The following is a 15,111-nucleotide window of genomic DNA, read 5'->3' as shown; positions in this document are numbered from 1 at the left end:
AGACAGGAAACGACGTTCCCCCGATCACAGGATGAAGCGCGACAGGTCGGTATTCTGCGCGAGATCGCCGACATGCTCGCGTACGTAAGCGGCATCGATCTTCACATCCGTGCCGGCGCGATCCGGTGCGTTATAGGAGATGTCGTCCAGCACCCGCTCCATGACCGTCTGCAGGCGGCGCGCGCCGATATTTTCGACGGAGGAGTTCAGATGGACGGCGACATCGGCGAGCGCATCGATCGCGTCATCGGTGAAATCGAGCGTCAGGCTTTCGGTTTCCATCAGCGCCTTGTACTGGCGAATGAGGCTTGCCTCGGTTTCCGTCAAGATGCGGCGGAAGTCTTCCTTGTTCAGCGGACGAAGCTCGACGCGGATCGGCAAGCGGCCCTGCAATTCCGGCAGCAGATCCGACGGCTTGGAAACATGGAAGGCGCCGGAGGCGATGAAGAGGATGTGATCCGTCTTCACCGGGCCGTATTTGGTGGAAACCGTCGTGCCTTCGACGAGCGGCAGCAGGTCGCGCTGGACGCCTTCGCGGGAAACGCCGGCGCCAACACCGCCATCGCGGGCCGCGATCTTGTCGATTTCGTCGAGGAAGACGATGCCGTCATTTTCAACCGAGCGCACAGCCTCGCGCTGGATGACTTCGTTGTCGATAAGTTTATCGGACTCGTCGCGGACCAGGTCTGTGTAGGAGGCCTTCACCGTGGTGCGCACCTTCTTGGTGCGGCCGCCCATCGCCTTGCCGAACATTTCCGACAGGTTCAGCACACCGATATTGGCGCCCGGCATGCCGGGGATATCGAAGCCGCCCATGCCGGAGCCGGTATCGGCCACTTCGATATCGATTTCCTTATCGTCGAGTTCGCCATTGCGCAGCTTCTTGCGGAAGCTTTCACGGGTCGCGGGCGAGGCCGTCGCACCGACCAGCGCATCGAGAACGCGCTCCTCGGCGCTCATATGGGCCTTGGCCTGAACCTCGGCGCGCTTCTTTTCACGCACCAGGCCGATGCCGACTTCGACGAGATCGCGGATGATCTGCTCGACATCACGGCCGACATAACCGACCTCGGTGAACTTCGTGGCTTCGACCTTGATGAAAGGCGCGCCCGCGAGCTTGGCGAGGCGACGGGAGATTTCCGTTTTGCCGACGCCGGTCGGGCCGATCATCAGGATATTCTTCGGCATGACTTCATCGCGCAGGCTCGGATCGAGCTGATGACGGCGCCAGCGGTTACGGAGCGCGATCGCCACGGCGCGTTTGGCTTCATGCTGGCCGATGATGTAACGGTCGAGCTCGGAAACGATCTCGCGGGGAGAAAAAGTAGTCATATCAGATCCGTTTCTTCGGGTAGGTCCATAACCATGAAATGGGCTGGACCATATATGGATGTTCTCGTGTCGAAATGCCGGAAGCCTGCCTTTTCGTAAGCGCGGATCGCTCTTGCATTCGCCGGGTCGGGATCGATCACGATCCGCGTCGCGCCGGCAGCGAAAAGTTCGGCAGCCATCTGCCTGACAATCGTGCTGCCGTGACCCTTGCCCAGCAAGTCCGCATCGCCGATCGAAATATCCAGTCCAAGCGTGCCTTTCGGCTGATCCTGATAAGGATGGCCCTCTTCAAGATGCGGATCGTAACTCTGGAGATACGCAATCGGCGCCCCATCCAGCTCCACGATCATCGGCCGCGTTTCCACGCTCGTCATAGACTCCCTGATCGAAGCAAGCTCCTTGTCGACAGCGCCCCACCATTCCGCAATATGCGGCTCACCGAGCCAGCGCGCCAGAAGCGGAAAATCTCCGTCAGTGACATCGCGGAATGTATATCGGGGTACGCTGTCAGCCTTCGACATCCAGCGTTTCCACGATGACGTTGTGGTTCGTATACACGCAGATGTCGGCAGCAATATCGAGCGAGCGGCGGGCAATCTCTTCGGCGGACTTGTCTGTGTCGGCCAGCGCGAGAGCCGCGGCAAGCGCGAAATTACCACCCGAACCGATGGCCATAACGCCATGCTCAGGTTCCAGCACATCGCCATTACCGGTAATGGCAAGCGTCACCGACTTGTCGGCGACAAGCATCATGGCTTCGAGATTGCGCAAGTAACGGTCAGTACGCCAGTCCTTGGCGAGCTCGACGGCGGCGCGCATCAGCTGACCTGGATATTGCTCCAGTTTCTTCTCGAGCCTTTCCAGAAGCGTGAAGGCGTCGGCCGTCGCACCAGCGAAACCGGCGATCACTTCGCCCTTGCCGATGCGGCGGACCTTGCGGGCATTGCCCTTCATGACGGTCTGGCCGAGGCTGACCTGGCCATCGCCGGCCACCACGACCTTGCCGCCTTTTCGAACTGTAATAATTGTCGTCATCAAACACCTGTTGCCCCAACTCGCGGGCTGTTACAGCGGGCCGAACATCGGCCCTGTCCAACCCTATGTAAGAGGGTCCGCCGCGATTGCAAATGGCCTGCCTTTTCTGCCCTCGCGCTTCTGGATATTTCGCAATGCGCCTGATAAGGAACCACCTTGATTTCAAGGAGAAAGCCATATGGCCGGGACCGCAGCAAGCCGCACGGGAAGCCTTTCCCGCAAGACCAACGAGACCTCCATTTCCGTTTCCGTCAATCTCGACGGCACCGGCAAATCGACGATTTCGACGGGCGTCGGCTTCTTCGACCATATGCTGGAACAGCTTTCGCGACATTCGCTGATCGACATGGAAATCGAGGCCAAGGGTGATCTGCATATCGACGACCATCACACGGTCGAGGATACCGGCATCGCAATCGGCCAGGCGATTTCGAAGGCGCTCGGCGACCGCCGCGGCATCACGCGTTACGCCTCGATCGATCTCGCCATGGACGAGACGATGACGAAGGCGGCTGTCGATCTCTCCGGCCGTCCCTTCCTCGTCTGGAACGTCTCGTTCAGCGCGCCGAAAATCGGTACTTTCGATACCGAACTCGTGCGCGAGTTCTTCCATGCGCTTGCGCAAAATGCCGGGATCACCCTGCATATTCTCAACCACTATGGTGCCAACAACCACCATATTGCAGAGACATGCTTCAAGGCCGTTGCCCGCGTTCTGCGCACGGCGACAGAGATCGATCCGAGACAGGCGGGCCGTGTTCCCTCGACGAAGGGCACGCTCGTCTGAGCCCCAGCAGGGAGCGTCAGATGGCATCCAGCTACGTTTTTCTTGTTCCGCCTGATGGTCAGCGCGAGGACACACGCACGGTCCGCGATGGTTTCTCGTGGCTTGCCTTCCTCTTCCCCTGGATCTGGCTGCTTGCGCATCGTCTCTGGCTTCATGCAATCATTGCCTTCGCACTACAGGCGATCGGCGGCGTGTTGGCAGAGGAATCGGGCTTTGGACTGGCGGGCATGGCGCTCGCCATCGCGGTCAACCTGTTCGTCGGCTTCGAAGGACAAAATTTCCGCATTCGCAATCTCGCCTCCCGCGGCTGGCGGGAAGAGGCCGCGATCGGCGCTTCCTCGATCGACCTTGCGGAAGAGATCTATTTTTCCAGTATCGAGACCGGCGCCGATCTGAAAGCGCCCGAATGGAACCAGGTTTCCGGCCCGCAGGCGCGGCAGAGCCATTCCACTTCCCTCGGTCTCTTCGGTTTTGATGGAGGACGCAAATAATGCGCGTCGCAATTATCGATTACGGCTCTGGCAATCTGCGCTCGGCCACCAAGGCTTTCGAACGCGCGGCCCGTGAAGCCGGTATCGAGGCGGAAATCAACTTGACGGACAAGGCGGAGATCGTTGCCGCTGCCGACCGTATCGTGCTGCCGGGCGTCGGCGCCTATGCCGATTGCCGTCGCGGGCTCGATGCCGTGCCCGGCATGACGGAAGCTCTGCTCGAAGGCGTCGAGCGGAAGGCGCGCCCCTTCCTCGGCATTTGCGTCGGCATGCAGCTCATGTCCTCACACGGTCTTGAGAAGACGACGACCCAAGGCTTCGGCTGGATTCCAGGCGATGTCGTGGAGATGACGCCTGCTGATCCGGAGCTGAAGATCCCGCAGATCGGCTGGAACACGCTCGACCTGAAACATGAACATCCGCTTTTCGACGGCATCCCGACCGGGCCAGATGGCCTGCACGCCTATTTCGTGCACTCCTACCATCTCGCCGCCGAAAATGCCGGCGACGTCATTGCCACCACCGACTATGGCGGGCCGATGACGGCCTTTGTCGGGCGGGACAATATGGCCGGTTCTCAGTTCCACCCAGAAAAAAGCCAGAAGCTTGGGCTGGCGCTGATTGCGAATTTCCTGCGCTGGGCGCCGTAAGGGCTGGCTTTTAATACGCGCGCCTTATTTCTCCTGTAATTGAAAGGGCAGTTACAGGAGCGCGCTCGATGCCGGCTTCGCGGAAATCAGGCAAGATATTCTACAGGTTGCGGCCCTCCAGAGAGGGGCAACCGCCTTTTGTCGATATCAGGCTGCCCGGTGGGGCGATCATCCGCCAGGTGGATGAGGCTCTGCATCACAAAGCACTCGCGAACGCGGCCAAAGCACTCAAAGAGAGGCTCGGCGGCTGATGCAGGAGACCTTTCCAGGAAACGAGAATTCACGGTTGCGATCAGGCGAGATAAGCGCCGGCGATCTCGCCGAAGCGGTGCTGGAATTCTACATCGAAAGCGAGGATGATCTGATCGGCCTGCTTGCCTATGCACTTTACGAGCGCCAGAAGCGCGACTTTATTGTCAGCCATCGCAAGCGCAATGCCGGCCGCTCACCCAATGAGGTGGAAATCGCGGCGGTGACAAGCAACTACCTCTCCGCCGATCTGCGCAGCACGCTGCGCGACCGCGCTTCGCAGATCCTTTCGAGCTATGCCGATACCTATGTCGAAGCCATGGAGCCGCAGATCCAGCTCATGGCCACCAACAGCGAGGCGCTGCGGCAGGCGCGGGATATTGAAAAGTCGGTGAAGAAGCGCACCGGCTTCTGGCGCCAGGTCCGGGTGGCCTTCACCGTGACCCTGCTGCTGATCGTGCTTTTTGCCGCGGTCGCCATTGCCGCTGTCTTTTTTCGTTCGGATATCGTAGATGCGTGGAATGCACTGATGGTGCCCACGACGCTACGGACTTGAGACGAATGATCCTTTTTCCCGCGATCGACCTGAAGGGTGGACAATGCGTTCGCCTGAAGCTCGGCGACATGCAACAGGCAACGGTCTACAACACCGATCCGGCCGCTCAAGCGAAATCCTTCGAAGAGCAGGGTTTCGAATGGCTGCACGTGGTCGATCTCGACGGTGCCTTTGCAGGACATTCGGCCAATGGCGATGCGGTTGAAGCGATCCTCAAGGCCACGAAAAACCCGGTTCAGCTTGGCGGCGGCATCCGCACGCTCGAGCATATCGAGAACTGGCTGTCGCGCGGGCTGCGCCGCGTGATCCTCGGCACCGTTGCCGTCCGTGACCCGGCGCTCGTCATCGAAGCCTGCAAGGCATTTCCGGGCCGTGTCGCCGTCGGCATCGACGCCAAGGGTGGCAAGGTGGCTGTCGAAGGCTGGGCGGAAGCATCCGAACTCGGCATTATCGAGCTTGCGAAGAAATTCGAAGGCGCCGGCGTTGCCGCGATCATTTATACTGATATCGATCGCGATGGCATCCTGACCGGCATCAACTGGGCATCGACACTGGAGCTGGCGGACGCTGTTTCCATCCCGGTCATCGCATCTGGTGGACTCGCCTCGATCGAAGACATCAAGCGCATGCTGCAGCCGGACGCCCGCAAGCTTGAAGGCGCCATCTCCGGCCGAGCCCTTTATGATGGACGGATCGACCCCAAGGAGGCGCTCGATCTCATCAAGGCCGCACGGGCAAAGGAGACCGCATAATGACCCTGAAAGCCCGCGTGATCCCCTGCCTCGACGTCAAGGACGGCCGTGTCGTCAAGGGCGTCAATTTCCTCAATCTGGTCGATGCCGGCGATCCCGTCGAGGCGGCGAAAGCCTATGATGCGGCCGGTGCCGACGAGCTGTGCTTCCTCGACATCACCGCCTCCTCGGACAATCGCGAGACGATCTTCGATGTCGTCACACGCACGGCCGAGCAGTGCTTCATGCCGCTCACCGTCGGCGGCGGCGTGCGGACCATTGCCGATATCCGCAAGCTGCTGCTTTGCGGTGCCGACAAGGTCTCGATCAATTCGGCTGCGGTCAACAATCCGGATTTTGTCGCCGAAGCGGCTGACAAGTTCGGTGACCAGTGCATCGTCGTGTCGATCGATGCCAAGCGCCGGCTGACGCAAAAAGTCGGCGGCGACAATCTCAGCGCCTGGGAAATCTATACACATGGCGGCCGCAACGCGACCGGCATCGATGCGGTGGAATTCGCCCAGAAGATGGTCGCCCGCGGTGCTGGCGAACTGCTCGTCACCTCCATGGACCGCGACGGCACGAAGATCGGCTACGATCTGGAACTGACGCGGGCGATTGCCGATTCCGTCCGTGTGCCCGTCATTGCGTCGGGCGGTGTGGGTGATCTCGACGACCTGGTGGCCGGCGTGAAGGAAGGCCATGCCAATGCGGTGCTTGCCGCATCAATCTTCCATTTCGGCACCTATTCCGTCGGCGAAGCAAAACACTATATGTCTGAGCGCGGCATCGCGATGCGCCTCGACTGAGTTTGAAAGCAGTATCATGAGCGGATTTTCCCTTTCCGACCTTGAGCGGATCGTCGAAGAACGGGCGAAGGCCTCTCCGGACGAATCCTGGACCGCCAAGCTGGTGGCCAGCGGGCAGCAGAAAGCAGCCAAGAAACTCGGCGAGGAAGCGATCGAAGCTGTCATGGCGGCCGTCACCAACGACCGCGATAACCTCACCTATGAAGCAGCCGACGTTCTCTATCACCTAATGGTCGTATTGAAGATTGCTGAAATACCGCTAGAGAATGTCATGACCGAACTTGCGCGAAGGACCGCGCAATCCGGCCTCAAGGAAAAGGCCAGCCGGCAGAATTCATGAGCATCGCGACACAGATTATCGGAGTGGCGGAAAAGCTGGATCACTTCCAGAGTGCATCCTTTTCCCCCTATCACTTCTTCACATCGAAACAGTGGGCTAAGTTTCGTGCCGACACGCCGATGACGCTGACGGCCGATGAGGTCAAACGGCTCCGCTCCATGGGCGACCCGATCGACCTCGACGAAGTCAGGCGCATCTACCTTTCGCTCTCGCGCCTGCTTTCGGCGCATGTGGAATCCTCGCAGCTGCTGTTCGAGCAGCGCAACCGTTTCCTCAGCCTGTCGGACGTGACGAAGACGCCATTCGTGATCGGTATTGCCGGTTCGGTGGCCGTCGGCAAATCCACGACGGCGCGTATCCTGAAAGAGTTGCTCGGCCGGTGGCCGTCCAGCCCCAAGGTCGATCTCGTCACGACGGACGGTTTCCTCTATCCCAATGCCGTGCTGAAGCGCGAGAACCTGATGCAGCGCAAGGGTTTTCCGGAAAGCTACGATACGGGCGCGATCCTGCGTTTCCTGTCGGCGATCAAGGCTGGTCTGCCGGATGTGAAAGCGCCTTCCTATTCGCACCTCGTCTATGACGTGCTGCCGGACGAATATAAGATCGTCGACCGGCCTGACATCCTGATCTTCGAGGGCATCAATGTTCTGCAATCGCGCGATCTGCCAGCTGACGGCAAGATCGTCCCGATGGTGTCCGACTTCTTCGACTTCTCGATCTATATCGACGCCGAGGAAACCCAGATCCACAACTGGTATGTGACGCGTTTTATGCGGCTCAGGGAAACGGCCTTCCGGGATCCGAATTCCTACTTCCACCGTTACGCATCGATCAGCGATGAGGAAGCGATCGCGATCGCAGAGGACCTCTGGGCGAACATCAACCTCAAGAACCTGCGCCAGAACATCCTGCCGACGCGGCCGCGCGCCGATCTCATCCTGCGCAAGGGCAAGGATCATCTGATCGAGCAGGTAGCACTGCGCAAGCTCTAGGATTTTGGTGGGTTAGGGATTAACGCGGCGGAGCGTTAGGTTGATGCGGCCGCCGTTCTTCAGAAGCGTGGAGGTGGCCGGGTAGATGCGGTCCACGCCGTGGAAGCAGAGCCGCCCCTCCCCGCCGAGAATGACGAGATCACCGCTCGATAACTTGAACGACATGGTCTTGTCGTTACGGTTCACTCCACCCACGCGAAACAGGCAGGCATTGCCGAGCGAAATTGAGACGACTGGCGCTTTCAAGTCGTTCTCGTCCTTATCCTGATGCAGGCCCATGCGCGCTTCATCGGAGTAGAAATTGACGAGGCAAGCTTCGGGCGGCTTGTCATAGCCCGAAAGATCATTCCAGATTTCCAGCAATTCCGAAGGGATTGACGGCCATGGCCTGCCGGTCGCCGGATGCATCGGCTGGTAGCGGTAGCCGCGCTCCTTGTCCGTCACCCAGCCGAGCGAGCCGCAATTGGTCATCCGGACCGACATAGGTTTGCCGGTGCCGGGCATGACCGGCACGTAGAGTGGCGCTTCAGCGACGATAGCCCTGATAATGCCCACTAGCGCTTCCTGACGGGCGCGATCCAGATATTCGGGAAGATGGCGGACGCCGCTTAGGAGTTCCGGCATATCATTCTCCGCCGCCCGGCCGGCCGCGCATCTTCTTGACTTCTGAACGGCCGGATTTTTCCTTCAGCCGCCGTTCAATCGAGCCCTTGGTCGGCTTTGTCTTCTTACGCGGCGGCGGTGGCGGCTTGGCGGCCTCCAGGACCAGCTCCTTCAGCCGCTCGCGCGCATCCTCGCGGTTGCGGTCCTGGCTGCGGAACCGGCTTGCCTCAATCATCAATACGCCGTCCTTCGACATGCGCCTGCCGGCAAGCTTGATTGCATTGGTCTTGACCCGCTCGTTGAGCGAGGGCGAGTTCGGGATGTTGAAGAAGAGCTGGACGGCGGTCGACACCTTGTTGACGTTCTGACCGCCCGGACCGCCCGCCAGAACGAACTGTTCCGTCAGCTCCCATCCGGCGATGGTAATCCTGTCGTTGATATAGAGCGCGTCGCTGGCCATACCGCCTTCTAGCGCATAATGGCTGCGAATTGAAAGCGGGTGAAATCCAGCGCAAGGGCGACGAAAACCCGGCGCTGGGAACGCCGGGTTTCACGTGAATCGCCAAGAGTTTATTGGTGAATTATTCGGCAGCGACCTTGATGCCGGGTGCTGCATCGCGCACGCCGCCGTCGACATGATCTTCGAACTTGGCGAAGTTGGCGATGAACATGGAGACCAGCTTTTCGGCCTGCGCGTCATAGGCCGGCTTGTCGGCCCAGGTCGAACGCGGATCAAGGATGCCAGTTTCAACGCCTTCGACTGCGACCGGAACGGCAAAGCCGAAATTTGGATCAGCGCGAAGCTCGGCCTTGGCGAGTTCGCCCGAAAGGGCGGCCGTCAGCAATGCGCGGGTTGCCTTGATCGGCATGCGCTTGCCGATGCCGTATGCGCCGCCGGTCCAGCCGGTGTTGACGAGCCAGCACTCGACGCCGTGGCGGCCGATGAGCTCCTTCAGCAGATTGCCGTATTCGGCGGGATGGCGCGGCATGAAGGGAGCGCCGAAGCAGGTCGAGAAGGTTGCTTCCGGTTCCACGACACCCTTTTCGGTGCCTGCCACCTTGGCGGTGTACCCAGAGAGAAAGTGGTACATAGCCTGATCGGGCGTCAGCTTGGCGATCGGCGGCATGACGCCGAAAGCGTCGGCCGTCAGCATGATGATGGTTTTCGGATGGCCCGCAAGACCGGTTTCCGATGCATTCGGAATGAAGTCCATCGGGTAGGCGCAGCGCGTGTTTTCGGTCAGCGACGCATCATCGAAATCCGGCTCGCGGTTTTCGTTGAGAACGACGTTTTCAAGTACAGTGCCGAAGCGCTGGGTGGTGGCATAGATTTCCGGCTCGGCCTCTGCCGAGAGGCGAATGGTTTTGGCGTAGCAGCCACCTTCGAAATTGAAGATGCCGTTTTCACTCCAGCCGTGCTCGTCATCGCCGATCAACGTGCGGGCCGGATCGGCCGAAAGCGTCGTCTTGCCGGTGCCCGAGAGGCCGAAGAAGACAGCGGCATCGCCTTCCGGACCAACATTGGCCGAGCAGTGCATCGGCATGACGCCCTTGGCGGGCAGCAGGTAGTTCAGCACGGTGAAGACCGATTTCTTCATCTCGCCGGCATAAGAAGTGCCGGCAATCAGAACGATGCCGTTCGTCAGATCGCAGGCGATCACCGTTTCGGTACGGCAGCCATAACGCTCCGGATCGGCCTTGAAGCTCGGCAGATCGATGATTGTCAGCTTCGGCGCGAAGCCTGCGAGCGCATCGGCCTTCGGGCGGATCAGCAGGTTACGGATGAAGAGCGAGTGCCAGGCGAATTCGGTGACAACGCGGGTCGGCAGCGCCTGCTCTGCATCGGCACCGCCGATAAGATCCTGCACGAAGAGGTCCTTGCCGGCGGCGTGAGCGAGCATGTCCTTGTGCAGCAGGGCGAAATGCTCCGGCGACATCGGCTTGTTATTGTCCCACCAGATCTGGCCATCGGTGTTTTCCTCGCGGACGACGAACTTGTCGCGCGGTGAGCGGCCCGTGTGCTGGCCGGTGGTCGCGCGAAGGGCGCCTTGGGCTGTCAGTTCGGCCTCTCCCCGGCGAATCGATTCCTCATAGAGAAGAGCGGCGGAGAGGTTGTAACGTACGCTCCGTACGTCGCTGAAACCGATCGTCGCCAGCTCGATTGCCTGGTTATGAACTCCGAACGTCTCCATAGCTTTTCCCTTCGCTGAGGCGCCTTGGCCGTTAAAATTAACGCGAAAATAAGAGGAGAAATTTTAAATGGCAATAGCCCTAATCCAGGAAAAGACAATGATATCAAATAATTAATCGATTTAAATTCTATAAGTTCATTTTAAATCGTTTGAAGACCGCCTGTTGAAACAACTTGTCGCACCACTTCCGATTGCTGCTTATACGGGTAGGCAATCTACCCCTTTATCTTTGCCACAATTTGTTCCACCTTTATCCTCCATAAGCGCAACCGGTCACGAAGACCGCCTGGGGACGACCAATCCGGGAGATTGCGCACTGATGACGGAGACCAACACCATGCCGACAATCGCGCTCGTTGACGACGACCGCAACATCCTCACTTCCGTGTCGATTGCACTGGAAGCAGAAGGATATAAGGTCGAGACCTACACGGACGGCGCTTCCGCGCTGGATGGGCTGCTCGCGCGCCCGCCACAGCTGGCGATCTTCGATATCAAGATGCCGCGCATGGATGGCATGGAGTTGCTTCGCCGGCTTCGCCAGAAGTCGGACATTCCGGTCATCTTCCTAACTTCCAAGGATGAGGAGATCGACGAGCTCTTCGGCCTGAAGATGGGCGCCGACGATTTCATCACCAAGCCTTTCTCCCAGCGTCTGCTGGTTGAGCGCGTGCGCGCTGTGCTGCGCCGCGCCTCGAGCCGCGAGGCGGCAGCGGCCGGTGGCAGCGCAACTGTCGGCGCGCCGAAGGCGGGTGCAGTTCAGCAGGCCCGTTCGCTCGAGCGCGGCCAGCTGGTCATGGACCAGGAACGCCACACCTGCACCTGGAAGGGTGAGGCAGTCACCCTCACCGTCACCGAATTCCTGATCCTGCATTCGCTGGCTCAGCGCCCGGGTGTGGTGAAAAGCCGCGACGCCCTGATGGATGCCGCCTATGACGAACAGGTGTATGTTGATGACCGCACCATCGACAGCCACATCAAGCGGCTGCGCAAGAAGTTCAAGATGGTCGATACTGACTTTGATATGATTGAAACGCTTTACGGTGTGGGTTATCGCTTCCGCGAAGCAGCCTGACGCCTCGAGGCGCGGCAAGAGACGGTTGAGGGCGGCGGGCCGGTCAAGCTGGCCCCGCCCTCCGAAAGGGCCTGTCATTGGCACAGTTGGTGCAGGAAAGGGATCTGGATGATGCGGAGGGCGTGAGCACTCGACGCGTCAGAGGCCGGCGTTGGTCGCATCCCTTCACCCTGATCCGCCGCATCTTCGGCAATGCCGTCTTTTCGAGCCTGACGCGCCGCATCGTCTTCTTCAACCTTGCGGCCCTGCTCGTCCTCGTCGGTGGCATTCTCTACCTCAACCAGTTCCGCGAAGGCCTGATCGACGCGCGCGTCGAGAGCCTGCTGACACAGGGTGAAATCATCGCCGGCGCGGTTTCGGCCTCGGCCTCCGTCGACACGAACTCGATTACCATCGATCCGCAGAAGCTGCTCGAACTGCAGGCCGGCCAGAGCATTACGCCGGTTCCGAACGACGAAGATCTCGAATTCCCGATCGATCCGGAAAAGGTGGCACCGGTTCTTCGGCGGCTGATCTCGCCGACCCGCACCCGCGCCCGCATCTTCGATGCCGATGCCAATCTGCTGCTCGATTCCCGGCATCTCTATTCGCGTGGCCAGGTTCTGCGTTTCGACCTGCCGCCGGTGGAGGAAGAAAAACAGACCTGGAGCGAATGGTTCACAGCCCTCTTCAACAAGGCGCTGCAGCCGGGCAATCTTCCGGTCTACAAGGAAGCGCCTGGTGGCGACGGCTCGATCTATCCCGAGGTGATGAACGCGCTGACGGGTGTACGCGGCGCAGTCGTGCGTACGACGGAAAAGGGCGAGCTCATCGTTTCGGTTGCCGTTCCGATCCAGCGCTTCCGGGCCGTGCTTGGCGTGCTGCTGCTATCGACGCAGGCCGGCGATATCGACAATATCGTGCATGCCGAGCGTCTCGCCATCATGCGCGTCTTCGGCGTTGCGACGCTCGTCAACGTGCTGATGGCGCTCGTGCTTTCCTCGACCATCGCCAATCCGCTGCGCCGGCTTTCGGCGGCGGCCATCCGGGTGCGCCGCGGCGCCAAGGAACGAGAGGAAATTCCAGACTTTTCGGCGCGCCAGGACGAAATCGGCAACCTTTCCATAGCACTGCGCGAAATGACGACGGCTCTCTACGACCGGATCGATGCGATCGAGAGCTTTGCGGCCGATGTCAGCCATGAGCTGAAGAACCCGCTGACCTCGCTGCGCAGCGCCGTCGAAACACTGCCGCTCGCCAAATCCGACGATTCCAAGAAGCGGCTGATGGATGTCATCCAGCACGATGTCCGCCGTCTCGACCGTCTGATCAGCGATATCTCCGATGCATCCCGCCTCGATGCCGAGCTTGCGCGCGTCGATGCCGGATCTGTCGATCTGGAAGTATTTCTGCGCGACCTCATCGACGTATCGCGCCAGATCCGCAGCACCAAGAAGAAGGTCGAGATCGACTATGCCGTCGATCGCAAGCCGAACGTCAAGACGCGCTTCGTCGTCAAGGGACATGACCTGCGTATCGGCCAGATCATCACCAACCTGATTGAAAATGCCCGCTCCTTCGTGCCGGAGCAGAACGGCAAGATCACAGTGCGTCTAGTCCGTACCCGTTCCCGTTGCGTCGTCTATATCGAAGACAACGGTCCGGGCATCCAGGCAGAGAATATCGACCGCATCTTCGAACGCTTTTATACCGACCGGCCGGAATCCGAAGGCTTCGGCCAGAATTCCGGCCTCGGGCTTTCGATCAGCCGGCAGATCGCCGAGGCGCATGGCGGTTCATTGCGGGCCGAAAACATCGTCGACGACGAGAGTGGCAAGCTGCTCGGCGCTCGCTTCATCCTTGCGCTTCCGGCCGATGCCGCGGCATGATCAACATCCACGCCACCGCAATCGTCATCGGAAAGACTGGCCTGCTGTTCACCGGCCCCTCTGGCTGGGGCAAGTCGATAACCGCTTTTACTTGCATGGCGGAGGCACGGCGGCAGGGTATTTTTTCTGTTCTCGTGGCCGATGATCAAGTATTTCTTTCGAAACAGGGCGGAGCAATCATTGCCACCTGTCCGCCCGCGATTGCCGGGCTCATCGAATTGCGCGGCACCGGGATCGTAAAGCACGATCATGTCGCCCAGGCAGCGATGCATTTTGCAGTCCTGCCGGCCAGCGCCACGGGCGAAAACCGGCTCCCTGCGGGGGGAGAAACCGTCGTTCTTGCCGAGGGTTTTGAGCTGCCTGTACTGCGACTATTGCCCAATCTTCCCCTGCCTCTTGCCGTGTTGATGGCAAAAGCACCGGAAATAGGAAGTTGAGGCCTTCCGGACGGCCCGATACGGCCTATACATTTATATTTTTATCTTGCACTTCGGCTTTTGATCGCCAAGATGTGCCCCCACCGGTGGACGTAATTGCTGCGTTGCGATATTGGGGCCACGGTTTGCGTATGCCATGGGAGCAGTAATATCATGATCGGACTTGTGCTTGTCACTCATGGCAAGCTGGCTGAAGAGTTTCGTCATGCCGTAGAGCACGTCGTCGGTCCTCAGAAATTCATCGAAACGGTCTGTATCGGACCGGAAGACGATATGGACCAAAGACGACAGGACATTCTCGAAGCCGTTTCCGGCGCAGACGACGGCCATGGCGTCGTCATTCTCACCGACATGTTCGGCGGTACCCCTTCCAATCTCGCAATCTCGGTGATGAGCAGCGGCCACACCGAAGTCATCGCCGGCGTCAACCTGCCGATGCTGATCAAGCTCGCCGGCGTACGCGGCGAGAACAACATGGAAAAGGCGCTTGCCGAGGCTTCGGAGGCAGGCCGCAAGTACATCAACGTTGCGAGCCGGGTCCTGAGCGGAAAGTAAGAAGCCTCCATGACACCGCTCTCCCGGGAACTCCTTATTATCAACAAGCGCGGCCTGCATGCGCGCGCTTCGGCAAAATTCGTCCAGACGGTCGATGCCTTCGATGCAACGATCACCGTTTCCAAAGACGGCATGACGGTTGGGGGAACCTCCATCATGGGCCTTATGATGCTTGCAGCAAGCCCCGGCTCCAGCGTCATCGTCTCGGCGACCGGCAACCAGGCTGCCGAAGCACTAAATGCCCTCGATCAGCTCATCCAGAACAAGTTCGGCGAAGAAATCTGATCTTCAGCGCCATATAAAGATATAAAGACTTCTTTATATCCCCGTTGCCTTCCCGGCTGAAGCCTGCTAAACGGCGAGCATGACGTGCATTCCGCACGTGTTCGATCCGTTGCGGTCATCGTCG

General features: G+C 59.7%; 20 protein-coding genes. 14 read left to right on the top strand and 6 right to left on the bottom strand.

The window, feature by feature from the left end; translation table 11 throughout:
• Positions 1–24: 24 nt before the first annotated feature.
• Genes hslU through hslV form a run of 3 tightly spaced genes read right to left on the bottom strand, consistent with a single transcriptional unit; the run spans position 25 to position 2,367 of the window.
• Positions 25–1,332 carry an ATP-dependent protease ATPase subunit HslU gene (gene hslU, locus AB4Z13_RS09940; protein ID WP_113183717.1) on the bottom strand — a complete coding sequence of 436 codons (1,308 nt, stop codon included), beginning with the start codon at positions 1,330–1,332 and terminating at the stop codon, positions 25–27.
• On the bottom strand, positions 1,329–1,853 hold the full coding sequence (locus tag AB4Z13_RS09935; RefSeq protein ID WP_439016945.1) for a GNAT family N-acetyltransferase: 525 nt from the start codon (positions 1,851–1,853) through the stop codon (positions 1,329–1,331). Before AB4Z13_RS09935 ends, hslU begins: the two co-directional genes overlap by 4 nt.
• Positions 1,840–2,367, bottom strand: a complete 528-nt coding sequence (gene hslV / locus AB4Z13_RS09930; protein ID WP_113322131.1) for an ATP-dependent protease subunit HslV — start codon at positions 2,365–2,367, stop codon at positions 1,840–1,842. Before hslV ends, AB4Z13_RS09935 begins: the two co-directional genes overlap by 14 nt.
• Positions 2,368–2,545: 178 nt before the next feature.
• Between hslV and hisB the strand changes: the two genes are divergently transcribed.
• The 9 genes from hisB to coaA all read left to right on the top strand — a co-directional run bounded on the left by hisB (position 2,546) and on the right by coaA (position 7,972).
• Entirely contained in the window at positions 2,546–3,154 is a 609-nt protein-coding gene (gene hisB / locus AB4Z13_RS09925) for an imidazoleglycerol-phosphate dehydratase HisB (protein ID WP_439016944.1), read from the top strand.
• Between the two features lie 20 nt (positions 3,155–3,174).
• A complete protein-coding gene (locus AB4Z13_RS09920) occupies positions 3,175–3,645 on the top strand; it encodes a DUF2628 domain-containing protein (RefSeq protein ID WP_439016943.1) in 471 nt (156 codons plus the stop codon).
• Entirely contained in the window at positions 3,645–4,295 is a 651-nt protein-coding gene (gene hisH / locus AB4Z13_RS09915) for an imidazole glycerol phosphate synthase subunit HisH (protein ID WP_439016942.1), read from the top strand. Before AB4Z13_RS09920 ends, hisH begins: the two co-directional genes overlap by 1 nt.
• A 68-nt stretch (positions 4,296–4,363) precedes the next feature.
• Positions 4,364–4,546 (top strand): hypothetical protein, encoded by a 183-nt coding sequence (locus AB4Z13_RS09910; RefSeq protein ID WP_113322135.1) that lies wholly within the window; start codon positions 4,364–4,366, stop codon positions 4,544–4,546.
• Positions 4,546–5,100 (top strand): hypothetical protein, encoded by a 555-nt coding sequence (locus AB4Z13_RS09905; RefSeq protein WP_113322136.1) that lies wholly within the window; start codon positions 4,546–4,548, stop codon positions 5,098–5,100. Before AB4Z13_RS09910 ends, AB4Z13_RS09905 begins: the two co-directional genes overlap by 1 nt.
• A 5-nt stretch (positions 5,101–5,105) precedes the next feature.
• Entirely contained in the window at positions 5,106–5,852 is a 747-nt protein-coding gene (hisA, locus tag AB4Z13_RS09900; protein WP_113322137.1) for a 1-(5-phosphoribosyl)-5-[(5-phosphoribosylamino)methylideneamino]imidazole-4-carboxamide isomerase, read from the top strand.
• Positions 5,852–6,640, top strand: coding sequence for an imidazole glycerol phosphate synthase subunit HisF (hisF, locus tag AB4Z13_RS09895; protein WP_439016941.1), 789 nt, complete (start codon positions 5,852–5,854; stop codon positions 6,638–6,640). The genes hisA and hisF overlap by 1 nt, the downstream gene beginning before the upstream one ends.
• 16 nt (positions 6,641–6,656) lie before the next feature.
• A complete protein-coding gene (locus AB4Z13_RS09890; protein WP_113322139.1) occupies positions 6,657–6,980 on the top strand; it encodes a phosphoribosyl-ATP diphosphatase in 324 nt (107 codons plus the stop codon).
• Positions 6,977–7,972, top strand: coding sequence for a type I pantothenate kinase (coaA, locus tag AB4Z13_RS09885; protein WP_310389856.1), 996 nt, complete (start codon positions 6,977–6,979; stop codon positions 7,970–7,972). The genes AB4Z13_RS09890 and coaA overlap by 4 nt, the downstream gene beginning before the upstream one ends.
• A gap of 12 nt (positions 7,973–7,984) precedes the next feature.
• Here coaA and AB4Z13_RS09880 read toward each other — a convergent pair whose 3' ends face one another.
• The 3 genes from AB4Z13_RS09880 to AB4Z13_RS09870 form a co-directional block, all read right to left on the bottom strand.
• Positions 7,985–8,596 carry an alpha-ketoglutarate-dependent dioxygenase AlkB gene (locus AB4Z13_RS09880; RefSeq protein ID WP_310389854.1) on the bottom strand — a complete coding sequence of 204 codons (612 nt, stop codon included), beginning with the start codon at positions 8,594–8,596 and terminating at the stop codon, positions 7,985–7,987.
• A 1-nt stretch (position 8,597) separates the two neighbouring features.
• On the bottom strand, positions 8,598–9,035 hold the full coding sequence (arfB, locus tag AB4Z13_RS09875; RefSeq protein ID WP_439016939.1) for an alternative ribosome rescue aminoacyl-tRNA hydrolase ArfB: 438 nt from the start codon (positions 9,033–9,035) through the stop codon (positions 8,598–8,600).
• A 121-nt stretch (positions 9,036–9,156) separates the two neighbouring features.
• Positions 9,157–10,767 carry a phosphoenolpyruvate carboxykinase gene (locus tag AB4Z13_RS09870; protein WP_439016938.1) on the bottom strand — a complete coding sequence of 537 codons (1,611 nt, stop codon included), beginning with the start codon at positions 10,765–10,767 and terminating at the stop codon, positions 9,157–9,159.
• 337 nt (positions 10,768–11,104) lie between these two features.
• Between AB4Z13_RS09870 and AB4Z13_RS09865 the strand changes: the two genes are divergently transcribed.
• The 5 genes from AB4Z13_RS09865 to AB4Z13_RS09845 all read left to right on the top strand — a co-directional run bounded on the left by AB4Z13_RS09865 (position 11,105) and on the right by AB4Z13_RS09845 (position 14,987).
• A complete protein-coding gene (locus tag AB4Z13_RS09865; protein WP_439017291.1) occupies positions 11,105–11,842 on the top strand; it encodes a response regulator transcription factor in 738 nt (245 codons plus the stop codon).
• A 77-nt stretch (positions 11,843–11,919) separates the two neighbouring features.
• Positions 11,920–13,710 (top strand): sensor histidine kinase, encoded by a 1,791-nt coding sequence (locus tag AB4Z13_RS09860; RefSeq protein ID WP_007813741.1) that lies wholly within the window; start codon positions 11,920–11,922, stop codon positions 13,708–13,710.
• The gene (locus AB4Z13_RS09855) at positions 13,707–14,147 is read left to right on the top strand and encodes an HPr kinase/phosphorylase (protein WP_439016937.1); all 441 of its coding nucleotides are present in this window, start codon (positions 13,707–13,709) and stop codon (positions 14,145–14,147) included. Before AB4Z13_RS09860 ends, AB4Z13_RS09855 begins: the two co-directional genes overlap by 4 nt.
• 153 nt (positions 14,148–14,300) lie before the next feature.
• Positions 14,301–14,702 carry a PTS sugar transporter subunit IIA gene (locus AB4Z13_RS09850; RefSeq protein WP_007813746.1) on the top strand — a complete coding sequence of 134 codons (402 nt, stop codon included), beginning with the start codon at positions 14,301–14,303 and terminating at the stop codon, positions 14,700–14,702.
• Between the two features lie 9 nt (positions 14,703–14,711).
• Entirely contained in the window at positions 14,712–14,987 is a 276-nt protein-coding gene (locus AB4Z13_RS09845) for an HPr family phosphocarrier protein (RefSeq protein ID WP_007813748.1), read from the top strand.
• The last annotated feature ends 124 nt before the right edge of the window (positions 14,988–15,111 follow it).

The organism is Rhizobium sp. YAF28, assembly GCF_052113285.1.
Taxonomy (GTDB): domain Bacteria; phylum Pseudomonadota; class Alphaproteobacteria; order Rhizobiales; family Rhizobiaceae; genus Rhizobium.
This window is presented reverse-complemented; position numbering and strand designations above follow the sequence as displayed.